This is a genomic window from Microbacterium luteum (assembly GCF_015277875.1).
GTDB classification, from domain to species: Bacteria; Actinomycetota; Actinomycetes; order Actinomycetales; family Microbacteriaceae; genus Microbacterium; species Microbacterium luteum.
Genome location: NZ_CP063814.1, coordinates 405390 through 423415 on the forward strand (window position 1 = coordinate 405390; position 18026 = coordinate 423415).

General features: G+C 67.5%; 16 protein-coding genes. 12 read left to right on the forward strand and 4 right to left on the reverse strand.

The window, feature by feature from the left end:
- The first annotated feature begins 28 nt into the window (after positions 1 to 28).
- A complete protein-coding gene (locus IM777_RS01980; protein WP_194384437.1) occupies positions 29 to 1594 on the forward strand; it encodes a sugar ABC transporter ATP-binding protein in 1566 nt (521 codons plus the stop codon).
- Between the two features lie 59 nt (positions 1595 to 1653).
- Positions 1654 to 2610, forward strand: a complete 957-nt coding sequence (locus IM777_RS01985; protein WP_194384438.1) for an ABC transporter permease — start codon at positions 1654 to 1656, stop codon at positions 2608 to 2610.
- Positions 2611 to 2888: 278 nt separating this feature from the next.
- Here IM777_RS01985 and IM777_RS01990 read toward each other — a convergent pair whose 3' ends face one another.
- Complete coding sequence (locus IM777_RS01990) at positions 2889 to 4079, reverse strand: 4-hydroxybenzoate 3-monooxygenase (RefSeq protein WP_194384439.1); 1191 nt, start codon at positions 4077 to 4079, stop codon at positions 2889 to 2891.
- A gap of 88 nt (positions 4080 to 4167) precedes the next feature.
- Positions 4168 to 4920: an IclR family transcriptional regulator gene (locus tag IM777_RS01995; protein WP_194384440.1), complete on the reverse strand. Its 753-nt coding sequence runs from the start codon at positions 4918 to 4920 to the stop codon at positions 4168 to 4170.
- 82 nt (positions 4921 to 5002) lie between these two features.
- Here IM777_RS01995 and IM777_RS02000 point away from each other — a divergent pair, with 82 nt between their 5' ends.
- Both IM777_RS02000 and IM777_RS02005 read left to right on the forward strand, forming a co-directional pair.
- Positions 5003 to 5644, forward strand: a complete 642-nt coding sequence (locus IM777_RS02000; RefSeq protein ID WP_194384441.1) for a nucleotidyltransferase domain-containing protein — start codon at positions 5003 to 5005, stop codon at positions 5642 to 5644.
- 94 nt (positions 5645 to 5738) lie between these two features.
- Positions 5739 to 6713 carry an IS481 family transposase gene (locus tag IM777_RS02005; protein ID WP_194384442.1) on the forward strand — a complete coding sequence of 325 codons (975 nt, stop codon included), beginning with the start codon at positions 5739 to 5741 and terminating at the stop codon, positions 6711 to 6713.
- On the opposite strand, the gene IM777_RS02010 is transcribed toward IM777_RS02005, so the two are convergent.
- A complete protein-coding gene (locus tag IM777_RS02010) occupies positions 6710 to 7624 on the reverse strand; it encodes a LysR family transcriptional regulator (RefSeq protein ID WP_194384443.1) in 915 nt (304 codons plus the stop codon). The two genes, IM777_RS02005 and IM777_RS02010, sit on opposite strands and share 4 nt — an antisense overlap.
- Before the next feature lie 109 nt (positions 7625 to 7733).
- Between IM777_RS02010 and IM777_RS02015 the strand changes: the two genes are divergently transcribed.
- From IM777_RS02015 to IM777_RS02050, 8 genes are all read left to right on the forward strand, one after another.
- Positions 7734 to 8762, forward strand: a complete 1029-nt coding sequence (locus tag IM777_RS02015) for an amidohydrolase family protein (protein ID WP_194384444.1) — start codon at positions 7734 to 7736, stop codon at positions 8760 to 8762.
- 5 nt (positions 8763 to 8767) lie between these two features.
- Positions 8768 to 9460, forward strand: coding sequence for a 4-carboxy-4-hydroxy-2-oxoadipate aldolase/oxaloacetate decarboxylase (gene ligK, locus IM777_RS02020; RefSeq protein ID WP_194384445.1), 693 nt, complete (start codon positions 8768 to 8770; stop codon positions 9458 to 9460).
- Positions 9461 to 9463: 3 nt separating this feature from the next.
- Positions 9464 to 10423, forward strand: a complete 960-nt coding sequence (locus tag IM777_RS02025) for an amidohydrolase family protein (protein WP_194384446.1) — start codon at positions 9464 to 9466, stop codon at positions 10421 to 10423.
- A gap of 1 nt (position 10424) precedes the next feature.
- Complete coding sequence (locus tag IM777_RS02030) at positions 10425 to 11828, forward strand: protocatechuate 4,5-dioxygenase subunit alpha/beta (protein WP_228480906.1); 1404 nt, start codon at positions 10425 to 10427, stop codon at positions 11826 to 11828.
- A complete protein-coding gene (locus IM777_RS02035) occupies positions 11825 to 12778 on the forward strand; it encodes a Gfo/Idh/MocA family oxidoreductase (RefSeq protein ID WP_194384447.1) in 954 nt (317 codons plus the stop codon). Before IM777_RS02030 ends, IM777_RS02035 begins: the two co-directional genes overlap by 4 nt.
- Positions 12775 to 13740: an aldo/keto reductase gene (locus IM777_RS02040; protein ID WP_194384448.1), complete on the forward strand. Its 966-nt coding sequence runs from the start codon at positions 12775 to 12777 to the stop codon at positions 13738 to 13740. The genes IM777_RS02035 and IM777_RS02040 overlap by 4 nt, the downstream gene beginning before the upstream one ends.
- Positions 13737 to 14450, forward strand: a complete 714-nt coding sequence (locus IM777_RS02045) for a substrate-binding domain-containing protein (RefSeq protein ID WP_194384449.1) — start codon at positions 13737 to 13739, stop codon at positions 14448 to 14450. Before IM777_RS02040 ends, IM777_RS02045 begins: the two co-directional genes overlap by 4 nt.
- A 477-nt stretch (positions 14451 to 14927) precedes the next feature.
- On the forward strand, positions 14928 to 15434 hold the full coding sequence (locus IM777_RS02050; protein ID WP_194384450.1) for a Fic/DOC family N-terminal domain-containing protein: 507 nt from the start codon (positions 14928 to 14930) through the stop codon (positions 15432 to 15434).
- A gap of 424 nt (positions 15435 to 15858) precedes the next feature.
- Here the strand turns inward: IM777_RS02050 and IM777_RS02055 are convergent, their stop codons facing one another.
- Positions 15859 to 17991, reverse strand: coding sequence for a heavy metal translocating P-type ATPase (locus IM777_RS02055; RefSeq protein ID WP_194384451.1), 2133 nt, complete (start codon positions 17989 to 17991; stop codon positions 15859 to 15861).
- Positions 17992 to 18026 lie beyond the last annotated feature (35 nt).

Below are 18026 nucleotides of genomic sequence, written 5' to 3' on the forward strand. Positions count from 1 at the left end.
ATCGACCATCGGTTCTGGGGTGGCGGACGTGAGCCCGTCGCCCCAGGGCGCATCCGTCGCGCTGCAGATCGAGCATCTGAGTAAGGACTTCTCGGGCACGCGTGCTCTCAACGACGTGTCCTTGCGGGTTCGACCCGGCACCGTGCACGCCCTGCTGGGCGGCAACGGCTCGGGAAAGAGCACCACCATCAAGATCCTCGCCGGCGTCTATTCTGCGGATTCCGGTGAGCTTGAGTTGTTCGGCCGGTCGCTGGACCTGCTGCACGGCTATACGCCGACGACCGCGCAGGCGGCGGGACTGCGTTTTGTTCATCAGGATCTCGGTCTGTTCGAAGATCTCTCGATCGAAGAGAACTTCGCGTTGGATAACGGGTACCCGAGGCGCGGCCCCGGCATCGACTGGCGCGGCCTGCGAAGCCACGTCGCAACGCTGTTGCGGGAGTACGAACTCGCCGCGGACCCCCGGACGCGCGTCGGCGACCTGCGTCCGTCGGATCGGACCATGGTCGCGATCGCCCGAGCGCTGCAGGATCAGGCCGAAGACAGTCGACAGGTGCTGATCCTCGACGAGCCGACAGCACGGCTCGCCGCGCATGAGTCGGAGCTGCTGCTGCAGCGGGTCCGCCGCCGCGCCGAGCTGGGACAGACCGTCATCATCGTCAGTCACAGACTGCGCGAGGTGCTCGCGGTCGCCGACGACTTCACGGTCTACCGCGATGGGCGCGTCGCAGGCTCTATCGTCGACGGTTCGCCGACTGAGGACGAGTTGATCCAGATCATGGCCGGTCGCGCAGTCAAGGCTCTGCGGCCCACGGGCGAGGCCGCGAACGCGGATCGCGAACCGGTCTTCTCTACCTCGGGCCTGCGCGGCGGACCGATTCGCGGGGTCGATTTCACGGTGCACCGCGGCGAGATCCTGGGTCTGGCCGGTCTGGTCGGCTCGGGGCGATCAAGCGTGTTGAAGATGATCTTCGGAGAGCACGAGATGGATGCGGGTTCAATGGAACTCGGCGGCGCACCCTTTCGACCGCGAAGCATCGGCGACGCGATGGATGCCAGGATCGCGCTCGTGCCTGAGGACCGAGGCTCAGAGGCGGCGTTCGCCGACCAGTCCGTCTCGGAGAACATCGCCGTCGCCACGCTCAACGAGAATTGGACGCGTGGACTCATGCCTCGCGGCCGCGAGGCGAGCACCGCGACCGAACTGATCGCTTCGTTCGGCGTCAAGGTCGCCGGGCCCGACGCGCTCTTCTCCTCGATGTCGGGCGGAAACCAGCAGAAGGTGGTCATCGCCCGATGGATGCGGCGCAACCCGCGCTTGCTGCTGCTCGACGAGCCGACGCAGGGCGTCGATGTCATGAGCCGCGCCGATATCTACGACGTCATCCGGCGCGCCGCCGCCGACGGCTGCGCGGTTCTGGTCGCCTCCAGCGACCTCAGCGAGATCCGCGCGCTCTGCGACCGGACCCTCGTACTGAGCCGAGGGAGGATCACTGATGAGGTGCTCTCCGGCGAACTCGACGTGGACGGCCTGACGAGCCTCGTCCTGCGCGAGAAGCCAACGAACGACGCGACCACGGAGGCGCAGCCATGACCCAGACAATGCCCCCAGTCACTACAGGGACGGTGTCCATTCCCGTCAAGCGGCGACCCGTGCCGCTGAAACTGCTTGAGGCGTACGCGCTACCGCTGCTAACCGTGCTGGTGTGGGTGTTCTTCGCGCTCTTCCCGGCGTCGTCGGGAGCGTTCCCGACGAGCAACAACCTCAACGTAATCCTCGGCAGCCAGGCCGTCGTAGCGCTCGTCGCGGTCGCGGCGCTGTTCCCCCTGGTTTGCGGCTACTTCGACTTCTCGCTCGGCGCTACGGCGGCAATGGCGCAGGTGCTCTGCGCGGGTCTCATGGCGAACGTCGGGCTGCCGTTGTGGGCGGCGGTGATCATCCCGATTCTCCTGGGAACGCTCGTGGGAGCGGTGAACGGGTTCTTCGTCACGAGGATGGGTATGAGTCCGTTCGTCACGACGCTCGGCATGGCCATGCTGATCGCCGGTCTGATGATCTGGTACACGAACGGTCAGACGATCATCAGCGGCATCGATCCGGCGCTGATACGATTCGGCTCATCGCGGCTGGGCGGCGTCCCGTTGGTGTTCATCATCACCCTGGGCGTCGGAGCGGTCGCGTGGTACTTCTTCACGCACACGCCTTACGGCCGATCGCTCTATGCGATCGGATCGAACGCCACAGCTGCGAAGCTGGTCGGCCTCCCGGTCAGGAAGAATGTGTGGTGGAGCTTCGTCGTCGCCGGGTCCATCGCGGGCGTCGCGGGTGTTCTTCAGCTCGCGCGCACCGGGTCGGGGACGGCGTCCGATGGTAATTCGCTTCTGTTCCCGGCACTCGCCGCGGTCTTCCTCGGTGCCACGGCGATCCGTCCCGGCTTCTTCAATGTGATCGGCACCCTCATCGGTGCGATCTTCGTGTCGATCTCTGTCAGCGGTCTGACGTTGTCGGGTGCGAGCGGCTGGGCTTCGAACGTGTTCAACGGTGTGGCTCTGCTCGCTGCTGTCGGATTGTCGACGTACCTCGGCCGCCGGCAGCGTTCCGGGTCGTAGCGAACCCGACGGTGCCGGGTGACACGGCCCCTGAGGCGCCGTCGCCGATCGAGATTATGCTGCAGTCAGTTCCGCGGACGGCTCGGACTCCTTCCAGATTTCCGCGCATCAGTAGCTTTCCGGTGGCATCCGATGCACGGCGAAGACCCCGCTCACGCGTGGTTTCGTTTTCCGACAGCAACGCCCGACGTGCAGCCATGGAGTGCAGGCCTCGGCAAGGCCGAAGCGGAATCCGGTGGGGCCGACGGCGTGAGCGGACCCGTCGTTGAGGCGGTGTGTTATCCCTCGGGGGTTCCGTCCGTCAGCGGCCACCCGGTGTAGGCCTCGGCGAGGTAGGTGCTCCCCGCGGTCGAGTCGGCGACGGTGCGCAGTTCGCCGAGCTGTCGGAGGCGATCGAAGTCGGTGTCGGCGGGACTGCGGTGGAGCATCTGGGTCATCCACCAGGAGAAGTGCTGGGCTTTCCAGATGCGTCGGCGCGCGGCATCGGCCCACCCGTCGATCAGTGTCTCGTCGGCGGCGTTGAGGAGCGCATCGAGGGCTCGGGCCAGGAGGATCACGTCGGCTACGGCGAGGTTCATGCCCTTCGCGCCGGTCGGTGGCACGGTATGTGCGGCGTCGCCGACGATGGCGGCGCGGCCGCGGCGCAGTTCGTGAGCGACGAAGGAGCGGAACCGGAGGACGTCTCGTTGGAAGATGGGGCCCTCGATGAGGTCGTGGCCGGGGACGCGGCTCTGCAGGGTGTCCCAGATCTCACTGTCACTCATCGCGTTCGGGTCGTCGTCGGGGTCGCACTGGAAGTACATGCGTTGTACCTGGGGTGAGCGCTGGCTGATGAGGGCGAATCCATCGGGGGAGTTGGAGTAGATGAGCTCATCGGCGCTGGGCGGAGCTTCGCAGAGGATGCCGAACCAGGCGAACGGGTACTCGCGGAAGGAGCCGCCATGGGGGCCGGTGATCGCGCCGCGGACGCACGAGCGGGAACCGTCGGCACCAACGACGAAGTCCGCTTCGATCTCGATCCTCAAGCCGTCTGAATCGGTGGCGAGCACCCGCGGGTGGTCGGTGTCGACGCCGTCGACCCCGGCCACGGAGACCCCGAAGCGAAGATCCTGGCCGCCGCGAAGACGAGCGGCGATGAGATCCTTCAAGGCCTCGTGTTGCGGGTAGAGCCAGACCGCGCGGTCCGCCAGGGCAGTGAAGTCGATGCGGTGTCCGGTGCCGTCGAAGCGCAGCTCGATGCCCTCATGCCGGGACCCGACGCTGTGGACGCGCGAACCATCGATCTGGGCGAGGAGTTCCACGGTGCCCTGCTCGAGGATGCCGGCGCGGATCGTGGTCTCGATCTCCTCGCGGGTGCGTTGGTCGACGACGATCGACTCGATGCCCGACTCGGCGAGCAGATGCGAGAGGACGAGGCCGGCGGGGCCTGCGCCGACGATGGCGACGCGCGTGCGGATGCGGGTTGTCATGAGTGTCTCCTTCGACAGGGTGCGACACTCATACTCCGCGGCGGGGCCCGTGGCGCCCCGCCGTATCCCGATCAACGGGATTTCATTCTCAGTGCCGGTAGCCCATCGCCCGTTCGATGTTGCGCGCGGCGAGGTGGAGCTCTTCGAGGGCGAACTCCACACGACGGTCTCGCGGGAGAACGACCGAGATGGCGGCGACGGTGCTTCCGGCCTCGTCGCGCACCGGAACGGCGACCCCCGTGGAGACCTCCTCGATGTAGCCGGGAGCGACGGCGTGCCCGATGCGCCGTACTTCGGCGAGTTTGTCACGGACGGCTGTCGGGTCTGTCGGAGTCGAGCGGGTGAGCGCGCGGAGGGGGGCGAGGAGGATGCGCTCCCGCAGCTCGGGGTCGGCGAAGGCGAGGAGCACGAGCCCGGACGACGAGGCGTGCAGGGGAAGTCGCCCGGCGATGCGGGTGATGTTGGCGCCGGCATCCTCTCCACTGAGGCGTTCGAGGAAGAGCGCCTCGTCCTGTTCCAGGACGGCGAGCTGGGTATGCTGCCGCACCCGCGCCTGCACGCGCTCCATCGCTGGGCGGGCCGATTGACGCAGCTGCAGTGCGAAGGACGAGCGGGTCGCAAGTTCCCACAGACGTATGCCCACACGGATCCGACGATCGTCGTCACGGTCGAGGAGCCCGGCGTCGACGAGCTCGGCGATGATCCGGTGAGCAGTCGATGACGGCAGACCGGCGCGGCGACCGATCCCGGCCGCGGTCTGGACCGTCCGGGTCGGCGTGAAGGTCTCGAGCACACGGATCAAGCGGTCTGTCATCGAGTCGCCGGAAGGGGAGTTCGCCACGGCCGAAGCATGCCATGGATCCCCACTGAACGGGATCCAGCTGTCCTCGCGTGGACCAGAAGGGTGGAGGTAGCCTCAGAGCATGTCGGCCGTCCCCGTCTCTCCGTGGGCCCCCCTCGTCCCAGAACAGCTCCCGCGGATGTTCGGGGGCACCGGGGCGCGGTGGTGGCTCTCCGGTGGCGTCGCCCTGGATCGTTGGCTCGGGGTGCCGATCCGGGCGCGCGAGAACATCGACATCAGCACGACGGCGGCGGACCTGCCGTCAGTGGTCACGGCGTTGACCGCGAGGTTCAGTGTGTGGGCGACGGTGGACGGTGAGGTCCGGCCGTGGGCTGAGGCTTCTGCCGAGGAGGACCTGCAGCCGGTTCTCGTCCACGACGACGCGATGGAGGCGTGGGTGCTCCAGGTGAACGTCGAGGACGGTGCACCGCGTGCCTGGATGTACAAGCGCGATCCGCGTCTGACGCTCCCGTGGGATCGCGCGGTGCTCGACCTCGGCGGCATTCCGACCGGGGCGCCCGAGGTGCAGCTCGTGTGGAAGGCGTTGCGCCCGCGTCCGGAGGATGACCTCGACAAGGACGCGGTCCTGCCGACGCTCGCGGGGGAGGCGCGGACGTTCTTCGAGACGGCGTTGCTTCGCATCCACCCGCACTCGTCGTGGACGATTCCGATCCGCAGCCCGTTCGCGCCGGCGAAGGCGAGCTGGAACCGCCCCGGCGTCTAGATGTACTGACCCGGATCGTTATTGACGTAGGAGAGGCCTCCGGGGTCGAGTTGGAGCTGTCTAGTTCCCCGGCTCTTTCCCACGGAGGCCTCTCATGTCCCACGGTAATGCCCGGCTTGCTCCGGCCGGCAGGTTGATCCTCGTTCAGCGCATCCAGTCCGGGCGTGCGGTCGCGCACGTCGCCGCTGAGATGGGAATCTCCCGCACGACCGCGTGGCGGTGGTGGCGCAGGTTCAGAGAGCACGGTCCTGCCGGGCTCGTCGACCGGTCCAGCGTCGCCCATTCCCACCCTCACCGGACGGCGGCGTGCGTTGAGGCGCGGGTGCGAATCATGCGTCACCTCACCCGCCGCGGCCCCGTGTTCATTGCCGACAAGCTCGGATTACAGGCCTCGACGGTGGGGCGGGTGCTGCGCCGCCACCGGGCCCCGCTGCTGCGAGAGCTGGACCCGGTCACCGGGACGGTGATCCGAGCGACGCGGCGGTCTGCGCAGCGTTACGAGCACGACCATCCCGGCGCCCTCATCCACGTTGACGTGAAGAAGCTCGGCCGCATCCCGGACGGCGGCGGCTGGCGTTTGCACGGTCGCAGCGAACGTCCGAAGCACAAGCGGGGCCTGGGCTACGACTACGTCCACACCGTCATCGACGACCACTCCAGAGTCGCTTACGCCGAGATCCACAGCGACGAGAAAGGCGCCACCGCCGCCGGCGTGCTCGACCGCGCCATCGGCTTCTACGCCAACCTCGGGGTCAGAGTCGAACGAGTGATCAGCGACAACGCATTCGCCTACCGGCACTCGACCGCGTTCCGCGCGGTCATCAACGCACACGGGATCACACAGAAGTTCATCCGCCCGCACTGCCCTTGGACAAACGGGAAAGTCGAACGACTGAACCGCACCCTCGCCGCCGAATGGGCATACGCCCAACCCTGGACCTCCAACGAGGACCGAGCCGCCGCCTTGACGGCCTGGATCGACCACTACAACCTGGAGAGGCGACACCTCGGCATCGGAGGCAAGTCCCCCATCGACCGAATCAACAACGGTCGAGGTCAGTACATCTAGCGGCGCCGTCCGGTGCGATACTCGCCGGCGGAGACCGCGTCGAGCACGAGGGAGCGGAACCACCGCTGCACGGCCGACAGGCTCGCCTCGCGACGCGTGTACAGCGACACCGGTGTGCTCTGTGCGGGCCAGGGGAGCTCGGCGATGCGAAGCCCGGGGAACCAGCCGCAGAACACCTCCGCGACGTGCCGAGGGATCAGAACGACGAGGTCCGTCTCCGCGAGCACGGCCGGAACCGTGGCGTACTCCTCGACGGTGAGGGCGACCTGACCCATCAAGCCGTGTTCGGTCAAGGTCTGCAGCGGGAAGATATGGCCGCCTCGAGCGGTCACGCGCACGAACCGTCGCTCGGCGAACATGGTCGGCCCCGTCGGCGGAAGGGGGTGCCGACCCGCCGACAGCGCGACGTACTCCACGGCGCGCACGTGCGTGCGCCACAGCCGTGGGCTCCCGATCATCGATACGGTCATCGCCAGATCGACGGTGCCTCGGATGAGACCACCCTCGACCTGATCCGCGTCCAGTCGGGCGACCTGGAGGTGGGGACGCGATGACGTGTCCGCGAGGGCGGTCATCACCGGGGGAAGAAATGTCTGCTCCCCGATGGATGTGAGTCCGAGGGTGAGCTCCCCGCTGAATCCGGCGGGCTCGAACCCGTCCGGGTCGCCGACCGTCGCGTCGATCCGCGCAAGCGCCTCGTGGAGCGGGCCGAAGAGCTGGGTGGCTCGCGCGGTGGGCACCATGTCGTTTCCCTCGCGGCGGAAGAGCGCATCACCGAAGCGTTCGCGCAGTCTCCGGAGCGTGTAACTGACCGTCGGTTGGGTGACATGCAGGCGCTCGGCCGCGGCGGTCACACTCCGCATCTCGTAGAGGACGACGAATGTTCGCAGTTGGTTCAGATCGGCCAGCATGGATATCGACAATCTCTATGGCTTTGCTCATTCACATCTATTGGACTAGTACAGCAGATCGGGCCTAGCCTCGGGGTCGACGACACCCGAGTGACAAGGACGACACGCGTTGATCATCGACATCCACGGGCACTACACCACTGCCCCCGCGCAGCTGGGCGCGTGGCGTGATCTGCAGGTCGCGTTCGCCGAGGGAACCGGTCCGGCACCGGACCCGGCGGAGCTGGCGATCAGCGACGAGGACATCCGCGAGACGATCGAGGCCAATCAGCTCCGGCTGATGAACGATCGGGGCAGTGATGTGACCCTGTTCAGCCCGCGCGCGTCGTTCATGGCGCACCACATCGGCGATTACGAGGTGAGTGCGACCTGGGCGCGGATCTGCAACGACCTCTGCGCACGTGTGAGCGAGCTGTTCCCCGAACGGTTTTTGAACGGTGCGATGCTGCCGCAGTCGCCCGGCGTCGACCCGAAGACCGTGCTCGGCGAACTCGATCGCGCGGTGAACGACCTCGGCGTCGTCGCCGTGAACCTGAACCCCGACCCGTCGGGCGGCCTCTGGACGGCACCTGCCTTGACCGACAAGAGCTGGTACCCGGTCTACGAAAAGCTCGTCGAGTGCGAACTGCCGGCGATGATCCACGTGTCGACGTCGTGCAAGCCGCAGTTCCACACCACCGGTGACCACTACCTGGGCGCCGACACGACCGCGTTCATGCAGCTGCTCAAGGGCGACCTGTTCCGCGACTTCCCTGATCTGAAGTTCGTCATCCCGCACGGCGGCGGAGCCGTGCCGTACCACTGGGGCCGGTTCCGGGGCCTCGCGATGGCGCTCGGCAAGCCCGAGCTCGAAGAGCACCTGCTCGGCAACGTGTTCTTCGACACGTGCGTCTATCACCAGCCGGGCATCGATCTGCTGACGAACGTGATCCCGACCGACAACATCCTGTTCGCGAGCGAGATGATCGGCGCCGTGCGCGACATCGACCCGCACACGGGCCACTACTTCGACGACACCAAGCGGTACGTCGACGCGACCCCCAACCTCTCAGACGCCGAGCGCGCCCAGGTGTTCGAGGGCAACGCCCGCCGGATCTATCCCCGGCTCGATCGCGCCCTTACGGCGCAGGGACGGTAATCACCATGCGCCTGAACCAACTCGGCCTCGTTCACACGAGCATCCAGCGCCCCGATCCCGCCGACGTCGCGAAGCTGTCGCCGTTCGGTGTCGCGACCATCCATGAGGCGATGGGTCGCGTGGGGCTTCTTCGCCCCTACATCCGCCCCGCCTACACGGGCGCGAAGCTGTGCGGGCCGGCGGTGACGGTGCTCCTGCAGCCGGGCGACAACTGGATGTTCCACGTCGCCGCCGAGCAGGTGCAAGAGGGCGATGTGATCGTCGCCGGGTGCACGACCGAGAGCGAAGACGGCTTCTTCGGCGAACTGCTTGCGTCGTCGCTGACCGCACGCGGATGCAGGGGGCTCGTCATCGACGGTGGGGTTCGCGATGTCGCCGACCTCGAGAAGATGGACTTCCCGGTGTTCTCCCGCGCGATCAACTCCAAGGGCACGGTGAAGGCCACTCTCGGTTCGGTCAACATCCCTGTCGTGGTCGCCAACGCCCTCGTGAACCCCGGTGATGTGGTCGTCGCCGATGTCGACGGTGTCGTCGTGGTGCCGCGTGACCTCGTCGGCGCGGTCGCCGAGGCGAGCCAGAAGCGAGAAGACAACGAGGAGTCGAAGCGGCAGAAGTTCCGCGACGGTGTTCTCGGTCTCGACCTCTACGGCATGCGCGAGCCGCTCGCCGCGGCCGGCCTCGAGTACGTGGAGGACTGACGGATGCCGCAGACCACCGCACACGGTGTAACCACCGGCGACTTCGAGAAGACACCCGGCTGGCTCGACTGGTGCAACGGCCCCGCCACCCCGACCTTCCGGGTACCTGCCGGTTCGGTCGATGCACACTGCCATGTCTTCGGTCCGGGGGCCGAATTCCCCTACGCCCCCGAACGCAAGTACACGCCGTGCGACGCGTCGGCCGAGCAACTGTTCGCGCTGCGCGACCACCTCGGCTTCGACCGCAATGTCATCGTGCAGGCCACCTGCCACGGCGCCGACAACCGGGCGCTGGTCGACGCGCTGAACCGCAGCGAGGGCCGCGCCCGCGGCGTCGCCACCGTCCGCCGCGATGTCACCGACGAGGAGCTCGCTGGCTTGCACGCCGCGGGCGTGCGCGGGGTGCGGTTCAACTTCGTCAAGCGGCTCGTCGACCGGGTGCCCACCGACTCGCTCGACGAGATCGTCGCGAAGATCGCCCCGCTCGGGTGGCACGTCGTGATCTATTTCGAGGCCGCGGACCTGCCCGATCTCTATGACTTCTTCGCCGCCATCCCGACCGACGTCGTCGTCGACCACATGGGCCGGCCCGACGTCACGAAGGACCCGGACGGTCCCGAGTTCGGTCTGTTCCTCCGCTTCATGCGCGAGAACCCGAACGTGTGGACCAAGGTCTCGTGCCCGGAGCGCCTCAGCGTCACCGGGGCGAAGGCCCTCGATGGCGAACAGCACGCTTACGCCGACGTTGTGCCGTTCGCCCGACGCGTGGTCGAGGAATTCCCCGACCGCGTGCTGTGGGGCACCGACTGGCCGCACCCCAACCTCAAGGACCATATGCCCGACGATGGGCTGCTGGTCGACTACATCCCGCAGATCGCCGCGACCGCCGTCCTGCAGCGCAGGCTGCTCGTCGACAACCCGCGGCGGCTGTACTGGCAGGAACTCTCAACCGGAGGAGACTGACATGGCCCTCGACAAGCCGTACAAGAACGTACCCGGCACCACCATCTTCGATGCCGAGCAGGCCCGCAAGGGCTACCACCTCAACCAGTTCTCGATGTCACTGATGAAGCCCGAGAACCGCGCCCGCTTCCTCGCCGACCAGCGTTCCTATGTGGACGAGTGGCCGATGACCGAGATGCAGAAGCAGGCCGTGCTCGACATGGATCTGAACACGATGATCCGCGAGGGCGGCAACATCTACTTCCTGTCGAAGATCGGTGCGACCCACGGCCTCAGCTTCCAGCAGATGGCCGGCTCGATGACCGGGATGAGCGAGGCCGCCTACCGCGACATGATGGTGGGCGGCGGTCGACGGCCCGAGGGCAATCGGCTGAAGGACCTCGATGGGTGGACTCCGCCGTCGACCGACAAGGCGACGACGATGCGGGAGGATGCCCCGGCACGGTTCACCTCGGCGCTGTTCACGTCGCACGTCCCGGCTATCGGTGCCGCCATGGATCTGGGCAAGACCGAGGAGCCGTACTGGAAGAGAGTGTTCGACGGTTACGAGTGGACCCGCGCCTGGGCGAAGCAGAACACCCCCGACGTGGTGATCCTGGTCTACAACGACCACGCCACCGCGTTCGACTCCAACATCATCCCGACCTTCGTCCTCGGCACCGGCTCGCACTATCCCGTCGCCGACGAGGGCTACGGCCCGCGCCCGGTGCCCGACGTCAAGGGCTACCCCGAGCTCGCCGCGCACATCGCGCAGTCGGTCATCCAGGACGACTTCGACCTCACCCTCGTCAACGAGATGGTGGTCGACCACGGCCTCACCGTGCCGCTGTCGCTCGTGTTCGGCGACGTCGACGAATGGCCGTGCCGCGTTATCCCACTCCCCGTCAACGTGGTGCAGTACCCGGTGCCATCCGGGCGCCGCTGCTATGAGCTCGGCAAGGCCATCCGCCGGGCCCTCGACAAGTGGGACGGCCCGGAGTTGAACGTGCAGATCTGGGGCACCGGTGGCATGAGTCACCAGCTTCAGGGTCCGCGCGCCGGGCTGATCAACAGGGAATGGGACAACGCGTTCCTCGACCACCTCATCGCCGATCCGCTGGGCCTCACCGAGTGGCCGCACATGGAGTACGTCGACGAGGCGGGCTCCGAGGGCATCGAGCTGGTTGACTGGCTCATTGCGCGCGGTGCGATGGACGACCAGTTCGGCGGCGGCGCCCCGGATGTGAACCACCGGTTCTACCACGTGCCGGCATCCAACACCGCCGTCGGGCATCTCGTCATCTCCAACCCTGCGAGGGTGGGTGACACAGCGGCTGCCGATGCCGCGGATGACCGCGTGTCCGAGGCTGATGACGACGCGGAGATCACGGCCGAGCAGGCTCGACAGGCGGAGGTTCCTGCATGAACGACAAGACCAGAGTCGCTGTTGTCGGCGCCGCCGGCGCGTTCGGCATGAAGCACCTCGACGGCCTCGCACGAATCCAGGACGCCGAGGTCACGGTCGTGAGCGGCACCCGCCCCGAGCCCACCCAGGCCGTCGCCGAGAAGTACGGTGTGCCGAACGCGGTCGTCGGGTACGACGCCGTCCTCGAGTGCGACGACGTCGATGCCGTCATCCTCGCCACCCCCACCGGCCTTCACGCCGCCCAGACCCGGGCGGCACTCGCCGCCGGCAAGCACGTCCAGGTAGAGATCCCGCTGGCCGACTCGCTCGCCGACGCCGAGGCGACGCTGGCGGCGGCGGAGGCATCCGACCTCGTGTCGATGGTGGGGCATACGCGCCGCTTCAACCCCTCGCACCAGTGGTTGCACCACAGGATCGCCGCGGGCGAGTTCGGCATCCAGCAGATGGATGTGCAGACCTACTTCTTCCGCCGTACCAACACCAACGCCAAGGGCGAGCCTCGTTCGTGGACCGATCACCTGCTGTGGCACCACGCCGCCCACACGGTCGACCTCTTCGCCTACCAGGCGGGTCGTATCGTCCAGGCCAACGCCATCCAGGGGCCCATCCATCCCGAGCTGGGCATCGCGATGGACATGTCCATCCAGCTGAAGGCAGAGTCCGGAGCGATCTGCACGCTGTCGCTGTCGTTCAACAACGACGGACCCTTCGGCACCTTCTTCCGCTATATCGGCGACACCGGCACCTACATCGCTCGCTACGACGACCTCGTCGACGGCCGGGAACAGCCCATCGACGTCTCCCACGTCGCTGTCAGCATGAACGGTATCGAGCTGCAGGATCGCGAGTTCATCGCGGCGATCCGTGAAGGACGCGAGCCGAACTCGTCGCTGCGTCAGGTGATCGACTGCTACCGCGTCCTGGGGCAGCTGGAGGAGCAGCTCGCGTGAGACTGCCGCGGATCGGGCTCGGATGCATGGAGTTGAGCCATGCATACGGGGTGCCGCCGTCGGAGGGAGACGGACTTCGGATGCTGCGCGAGGCGCTGGACGCGGGTGCGCGGTTCCTCGACACGGCGACGCTGTACGGTGCCGGGCGCAACGAAGAACTCGTGGGGCGGGCGATCGACGGACGTCGGCACGAGGTCGTGCTCGCCAGCAAGGGCGGCATGGCACCGGTCGATGGCGTGAAGACGATCGACGGCCGCCCGGAGACCCTCCGTGCGCAGATCGACGCGTCGCTGCGGCGGCTCGGGGTCGACCACATCGACCTCTACTACCTCCATCGATGGGATCCGCATGTCCCGATCGGTGACAGTGTCGGCGCACTCGCGGATGCCGTCACGGCGGGGAAGATCGGGGCGATCGGGCTGTCCGAGATCTCCGTCGCCCTGCTGGAGGACGCGCTGGATGTTGCTCCGATCGCGGCCGTGCAGAACGAGTACTCACTGTGGACACGCAACGCCGAATGGGGCATGCTCGACGCGACCCGGGCGTCGGGCGTCGCGTTCGTCGCCTTCTCGCCCGTCGCGCGCGGCTTCCTCGCCGACGCCGTGACCGATCCGGAGACCTTCGCGCCGAAGGACATCCGGCGCGCGCATCCGCGATTCACCCCCGAGCATTGGCCCGCGAACGCGGCCCTGCTGCCGGCATGGCGCGACCTCGCCGTCGCCGCGGGTTGTTCGCCGGCCCAGCTGGCGCTGGCGTGGGTGCTCTCCCGCGGTGACCACGTGGTCGCCATCCCCGGGACGACCCGCGCAGAACACGTCCGCGAGAACCTCGCGGCCGCTGATCTCGCGGTGGACCCGGAGCTCCTCCGTCGCGCCGGTGACCTCATCAGCGCGACCACCGTCTCGGGGCCGCGCTACAACGCGGTGCAGTCCCGCGAGGTGTTCGCCGAGGATGCCGCGTGAGGGCGATCTCGTCGATGGCGACGCGCCACGTGCTCGCGGAGATTTCGTCAGCCGCATCCGCGGCCGGACTCCCCGCGGTGGAGATTGAGTCCGTGGGCGGAGTCGATGCCGCCAAGAGAGTGCGCGCCGGCGAGTCGTGGGATCTGGTCTTCCTCGCGCAGAGCGCATTGGTGCTCCTCGCCGATGAGGGGCGTGTCGACGCGGCGACCCTCCGTCCCGTCGTCCGTTCCCACGTTGCGGTCGCGGTGGCCTCAGGTTCGTCTCGGCGGTCGGTCGATCCCGGACGGCCGTCCTTCTCCGACGCCGCAGCCGTGCGGGACGCTGTGGCGGCGGCCGACCGCATCGGATATTCGACCGGTCCCAGCGGTGACGCTCTTCTTGACCTCCTCGCGAGGTGGGGGCTCGCCGGCGAGGTCGATGAACGCCTTGTTCGGGCGCGACCCGGCCTCCCGGTCGCCGCGCTGCTCGCCGACGGCCGGGTGGACCTCGGCTTCCAGCAGCTCAGTGAGCTCGTGGGGCAGCCCGGGGTGGAGATCCTGGGAACGTTGCCTGCCGACTGTGCGATCACCACCGTGTTCGCCGGTGCGGTCGCCACGACATCCACGGCTCCATCGCTCGCGCGGGAGGCGCTCGCCTTCTATACGTCCGAGGCGTCAGCGCCGATCAAGAGGACGCACAGCTTCGAGGTGCCGGACGAGCCGTTCCGCTGAGAAGGTGCGGAGGTGATCGGCGTTCGGTGACGTTGTTATCCACGGCTCGGTGATCGGGCGCTGCTTGTCGGCCGGGTAAGGCGTGAGAAAAATTGTCGCGCGGTCGAGCGTCTCGGCTACATAGTCGAAAGGTCGAGGTCCGCATGAATCCGCGTGAGGAAAGGTCGGCACAGTCTCGAAAGGCGATTGGGTAAGGGTTCAAATCCCACCGTCACCGCCAAACGAAAACCCCCGATCGGCTCACTTTCTCGTGGCGCGAATCGGTGGTTTTCGGCGTCGTGAGCAAAGAAGTGGGTACAGGCCCCGAGGCTTGAGATCCGCGGAATCACGCGGAAGCTCAGGCCATCTACGCTTCCGGGGGCTCGTGAGCAAGGTAGACCGTGCGGACGTTGCAAGATCGCGCACACATCCTCAGGACATGCAAAGATTTCGCCTGCATGTTTACACGTCTTGCGGATGGTTGCGTAAGCGTTGCATATGAGTCGGCACGCCGAGAAGCCGTACGACGCGCTTCCGCTGTTGCCGCCGGACACCATCATCGAGACCACGCCCGTGTTGAAGGTCGTCATTGAGGCCCGCGCCGCAGTCGCGGCGCTGGACCGAGCGGCGCAGCGGATGCCGAACCCCGCCGTGCTGATCGACACGATCCCGATCCTCGAGGCGCAGGCGAGTTCGGAGATCGAGAACATCGTCACGACCACCGACGAGCTGTTCCGGTTCGCGTACGACGATTCCCAGCTCGCCGGCTCGAACTCCGATCTCCTCGACCTGCTGTTCGAACAGCCCTACTGTCGAATCAGCACCGTCATCGACCGATGCGCCGTCTCGCGCCCCACCGCGACGAAATGGCTCAACGAGTTGGCCACTGCCGGCGTGCTCATCGATGTCAAGCTCGGCCGCGAGCGACTGGTCATCAACCAGGACTTCCTCGACCTCCTGGTCCGCCCCGAGGCCGTCGACGACCAACCCGCGACGCTCTTCTGAGCGAGTGAACCGAGCCGTTCGGTGAGCAATCCGTGAGCAAAATCGTGTGAACCGCGATCAATCGGGCACATCGGTGAAAGGTCGGATCCCGCGGACGATCAACGAAGAACGGGTCCTGCACAGCAACGCAGTGTGATCGGCTATGGGGCCAAATCCCATACCGTCACCGCCAGAGAAGCACCTGTCTATCGGGGGTTTCTTCTTGCCCGAGTTGGCTCGGACGCGGTCGTCGTCACTGCGGTCGCCACGACCACCGCAGGATGGCTCGGCGGGCGAGCCTCACCGGTGCCGCCGTCGTGCTCCTCATCCTCGCTGTGGTCGCGGGGGCGGTTGCGCTGACGTTCCCGCGCACCCACCGCCTGCGCGGGAACCGCCCGCTCCGATCTGAGAAGCGGCCGCTGACCCGGCCTGTCGGTCGCCCGGGTCAGTCCTGTGCGTGCCGGAGGATGTGCCGTGCACTGTTCTCGGGGGTGAGCTTCAGGCGTCGCAGGAGTTGCGCGTTGGCGGCGACGATGATGGTCGACAGGGACATGAGGATGGCGCCGACCGACATCGGCAGCACGAACCCGATGGGGGCGAGGACGCCCGCGGCGAGCGGGACGGAGATGAGGTTGTAGCCGGCGGCCCACCAGAGGTTCTGTGTCATCTTGCGGTAGGTGCGGCGGGACAGTTCGAGGACGGACAGAACCGAGCGGGGGTCGGAGCTGGCGAGGATGACGCCGGCGGAGGCGATGGCGACATCGGTGCCGGCTCCGATGGCGATGCCGACGTCCGCCTTCGCGAGGGCGGGGGCGTCGTTGACGCCGTCGCCGACCATCGCGACCTTGCGGCCCTCGCGCTGCAGCTCCGCGACCTTTTCCGACTTGTCGTCGGGTCGGACTCCGGCGAACACCTGGTCGATGCCGAGCTCTCGAGCGACGGCGCGGGCGACGGGTTCGGCATCTCCGGTGATCATGGCGACGTGGATGCCGAGGGCGTGGAGGGCGTCGACGGCGTCGCGGGACTCGGGGCGGATCTCGTCGGCGAGCTTGAACGCGCCGGCGATGTGCCCGTCGATCGCGAGGTGGAGGATGATCGCGCCGTCGTCGCGCCATCCGTCGAGGTCGGGCATCTCCTTCTCGGCCAGGGACTCGACGAGGCGGGGCCCGCCGACGCGGACCTCGTCGCCCTTCACCGTGGCGGTGACGCCGAGGGAGGGCTCGGAGGTGAAGCCCGTCGCTCTCGGGACGGTGAGCGATCGGTCGGCGGCGGCCCGGACGATGGCCCGGGCGAGCGGGTGCTCGCTGTCGGACTCGGCCGCGGCGGCAAGGGCGAGGAGGTCGTCGGGGGAGTGGTCGCCGGCCGTCGCGATGTCGGTGACGGTCGGTTCGCCCTTCGTGAGGGTGCCGGTCTTGTCGAAGAGGACCGCATCGATCGTGCGCATGCTCTCCAGGGCGAGGCGGTCCTTGATGAGCACGCCGCCTCGGGCGGCGCGTTCGGTGGCGATGGAGACCACGAGGGGGATCGCGAGGCCGAGTGCGTGCGGGCAGGCGATGACGAGAACGGTGATGGTGCGGATCACGGCGGCATCCGGATTGCCGACTAGGGACCAGACGATCGCGGTGATGACGGCGGATCCCAGCGCGAACCAGAACAGCCAGGCCGCGGCTCGGTCGGCGATGCGCTGGGCGCGGGAGGTGGAGTTCTGTGCGTCGGTGACCAGGCGCTGGATCCCCGCGAGAGCGGTGTCGTCCCCGATCGCGGTGACCTCGACGCGGATGCCGGAGTCGGTCGCGACGGTCCCCGCCGTGACGGTGTCGCCGATCTCGCGACGAACCGGCTTGGATTCCCCCGTGATCATCGACTCGTCCAGGTGCGCGTGACCCTCCGTGATGGTGCCGTCGGCGGGGACGCTGCCGCCGGGGCGGACGATGACGATGTCGCCGACCTCCAGATCGGCGGGGGAGACGGTGACGGTCTCGTCGCCTTCGGCGCGTTCGGCCTCGTCCGGCAGGAGAGCCGCGAGCGAGTCGAGAGCCGAAGTCGTCTGCGCGAGAGACCGCATCTCCAGCCAGTGCCCGAGGAGCATGATCACGATCAGAAGGGCCAGCTCCCACCAGAACTCCAGCTGGTGATCGAGCAGCCCGATGCTCGCGCCCCACGACGCGAGGAACGCGACGGTGATCGCCAGCCCGATGAGCAGCATCATCCCCGGCGACTTCGCCCGGATCTCGTCGAGCGCGCCAGTCAGGAACGGCCACCCGCCCCACACGTACATGACCGTCCCGAGGACCGGCGCGATCCACATCACCCCGGGGACATCGGGGATCTCGTACCCGACGAGCATCGCGAACATGCTCGAGAACGCCACCACCGGGACAGCGAGGATCAGATTGATCCAGAACAGACGCCGGAACCGCCCGACGTGATCACCATGCCCCTGGTGACCGGAGTGGCCACCGTGCCCCGCGTGGCCACCGTGCCCTGAGTGGCCGTGGTGTTCCTGATGCGGTTCCGCATGGCCGTGATCGGTGGACTGAGCCGTGCCCGTTCCGTGGTGAGCGTCGGTGGATTCCATGGGACCTTCCTTCCGTCTACGCCTGCCAACAAAGT

Excerpts from the sequence above, each read along its gene's own strand:
- IM777_RS01990 (WP_194384439.1), bottom strand. The coding sequence starts at position 4,079 with ATGACAACCCGCATCCGCACGCGCGTCGCCATCGTCGGCGCAGGCCCC.
- IM777_RS02000 (WP_194384441.1), top strand. The coding sequence starts at position 5,003 with ATGTCGGCCGTCCCCGTCTCTCCGTGGGCCCCCCTCGTCCCAGAACAG.
- IM777_RS02005 (WP_194384442.1), top strand. The coding sequence starts at position 5,739 with ATGTCCCACGGTAATGCCCGGCTTGCTCCGGCCGGCAGGTTGATCCTC.
- IM777_RS02010 (WP_194384443.1), bottom strand. The coding sequence starts at position 7,624 with ATGCTGGCCGATCTGAACCAACTGCGAACATTCGTCGTCCTCTACGAG.
- ligK (WP_194384445.1), top strand. The coding sequence starts at position 8,768 with ATGCGCCTGAACCAACTCGGCCTCGTTCACACGAGCATCCAGCGCCCC.
- IM777_RS02025 (WP_194384446.1), top strand. The coding sequence starts at position 9,464 with ATGCCGCAGACCACCGCACACGGTGTAACCACCGGCGACTTCGAGAAG.
- IM777_RS02030 (WP_228480906.1), top strand. The coding sequence starts at position 10,425 with ATGGCCCTCGACAAGCCGTACAAGAACGTACCCGGCACCACCATCTTC.
- IM777_RS02035 (WP_194384447.1), top strand. The coding sequence starts at position 11,825 with ATGAACGACAAGACCAGAGTCGCTGTTGTCGGCGCCGCCGGCGCGTTC.
- IM777_RS02050 (WP_194384450.1), top strand. The coding sequence starts at position 14,928 with ATGAGTCGGCACGCCGAGAAGCCGTACGACGCGCTTCCGCTGTTGCCG.
- IM777_RS02055 (WP_194384451.1), bottom strand. The coding sequence starts at position 17,991 with ATGGAATCCACCGACGCTCACCACGGAACGGGCACGGCTCAGTCCACC.